This window comes from Bacillota bacterium (assembly GCA_012837285.1).
GTDB lineage: Bacteria > Bacillota > DTU030 > DUMP01 > DUMP01 > DUNI01.
The window spans coordinates 1-2,626 of sequence record DURJ01000056.1 but is presented as its reverse complement, the minus strand read 5'-3'; the positions used below and the strand labels follow the sequence as shown (position 1 = coordinate 2,626).

2 protein-coding genes are annotated in these 2,626 nt (G+C 53.9%); both read left to right on the top strand.

What is annotated here, in order from left to right:
- The coding region (gene hutH / locus GX016_03380; GenBank protein ID HHT70607.1) for a histidine ammonia-lyase at positions 1–1,431 on the top strand (1,431 nt) is incomplete at its 5' end.
- A 26-nt stretch (positions 1,432–1,457) separates the two neighbouring features.
- The coding region (locus GX016_03375; GenBank protein ID HHT70606.1) for a urocanate hydratase at positions 1,458–2,626 on the top strand (1,169 nt) is incomplete at its 3' end.

Below are 2,626 nucleotides of genomic sequence, written 5' to 3'. Positions count from 1 at the left end.
GGCCGGCAAATGGTACAACGGCACTTGGACAGTGGGAAGCCGGCATATGGTGTGAGTACCGGCTTTGGAGCCCTTTGCGACACTGCTATCTCACCCGATGCTCTGCACGATTTGCAGCAAAACTTGGTGCGAAGCCACGCCAGCGGGGTAGGAGACTATTTTCCGCCGGAAGTGGTGCGGGCGGCCATGCTGCTTCGGGCCAACAGTCTCTGCCGGGGTCAGTCCGGAGTGCGACCGGTGGTGGTGGAGACATTAGTGCAACTGCTAAATAGCGATGTTGTTCCTGCTGTTCATTCTCAGGGATCGCTGGGTGCCAGTGGCGATTTAGCACCCCTGGCCGATTTAGCCTTGGTTCTGCTGGGGGAGGGCCGGGCCTGGGTAGGCGGCGAACTTATCGCTGGCCAAGAAGCATTAAAGCAGGCCGGGATCAAGCCTCTCACCTTAGAAGCTAAAGAAGGATTGGCTCTGCTAAACGGTACCGCTTTCATGACTGCCGTGGGCGTCCTGACTTGGCACGAGACGTTTCGGCTCCTGACGGCCCAAGATGCAGCGGCGGCGTTAGCCCTGGCTGCCTTTCAAGGCAATACTTCCGCTTATGCCCCGGGCGTGGTGAAAGCCCGGCCCCATCCCGGCGCTGTGGCTGTGGCTAAGCACCTGAGGGCGTTACTCAGCGGCTGCACCTTAGTGGACAGCGGCCACAAAACGAAAATTCAAGACCCGTACTCTTTCCGTTGTGTTCCCCAAGTGCAAGGGACGGTTCTTGATGCTTTGCACCATGTCCGGTCTACCTTAGAGATTGAAATCAACTCCACCACTGATAATCCTTTGATTATAGAGAGCCAAGTGATCAGTGGGGGCAATTTTCACGGCCAACCCATGGGAGCCGTTCTCGATTATCTGGCCCTGGCAGTGACACCCATGGCAGCTATGGCCGAACGACGGGTCAACCAATTGTTGCACCCTGTCTACAGCGGTCTACCGGCCTTCTTAGTCCCTAATCCAGGCCTTAATTCCGGTCTTATGATAGCCCAGTACACAGCGGCGTCCTTGGTCAACGAAAATAGAGTCCTGGCCACGCCAGCATCGGTACAATCCGTTCCGGTTTCGGCTGATCAGGAGGACCATATCAGCATGGCTACGTTTGCCGCTAGTAAGGCGCGGCGCTTGGTAGTCAATGCTCGGGTGGTCACAGCCATTGAGCTACTTACTGCCGCACAAGCCATTGACTTGCGGTTAGCCCAGCAAAAATGGGATCCGGAGCCGACCTTGGGCCCGGCACTGGCCTCGATTTACGGTCTTATTCGCCAACAAGTACCGTTTATAGAACAGGACACCGTCCTTAGCGGTTACATTGAGCAGATTACGTCTCTGATTGCCGATGACGCTGTCCAGAAACAATTACAGAGACACCAGGCGGACTTGATAGATTAGCATACTACGTAAGGGAGGTTTGCTAAGTGGTGACCAATGAGGATGTTTCGACGGCCATGACCATTAAATTAGATGGCAAGTTACCATCTATGCCGGAGTTTGTGGAAGGTATACGAAGGGCACCCGATCGTGGTTTCCGCTTGTCCAAGGAGCAGGCCAGGACTGCCCTCAAGAACGCTTTACGCTATGTACCCCAGGAGCTGCACGAGCAACTGGCTCCTGAGTTCATACAAGAGCTTCTGACCCGGGGCAGGATTTATGCCTACCGGTATCGGCCGGAGGGGCGAATTTACGGTAAACCAATTGACCAATACCAAGGTAAGTGCCTGGCCGGCAAAGCTTTTCAAGTGATGATCGACAACAACCTGGACTTTGAAGTGGCTCTCTATCCTTACGAGCTGGTTACTTACGGTGAGACTGGCAGCGTGTGCCAAAACTGGCTGCAGTACCGATTAATAAAAAAATACCTGGAAGAACTTACTGAAGACCAAACCCTGGTCGTGGCTTCCGGGCATCCGGTAGGGTTATTCCCTTCCCGACCTGATGCCCCGCGAGTGATTATTACCAACGGCCTCATGGTAGGGATGTTTGATAACCAACAGGACTGGGAAATAGCGGCTCAAATGGGAGTGGCCAGCTATGGCCAAATGACCGCCGGCGGCTGGATGTACATTGGTCCCCAGGGAATAGTCCATGGAACGTTCAACACCCTGCTTAATGCCGGACGGTTAAAGCTGGGCATTCCCCACGACGGTGACCTCAAGGGCCATCTGTTTGTCTCTTCGGGCCTAGGTGGGATGAGCGGGGCTCAACCCAAGGCGGTGGAAATTGCCCAGGGAGTAGGGATCATAGCCGAGGTGGATTATTCTAGGATCAAGACTCGTCTTGATCAGGGGTGGGTTAGCCGGGTGTCGTCCGATCTGAAAGAAGTCTTTTCCATTGCTCATGAGTTCATCCAGAAGAAACAACCTATCTCCATCGCCTATCACGGAAATATTGTGGATCTACTGCAATACGCAGTGGACCATAATATAAAGATCGATCTGCTTTCGGATCAGACATCTTGTCATGCGGTTTACGACGGTGGCTATTGTCCCCAGGGGTTGTCTTATGAACAAAGAACACGACTTCTCACCGAGGACCGGGAATTACTTAAGCGCTTGGTGGACAAAAGCTTGCGCCAGCAGTTCGAACT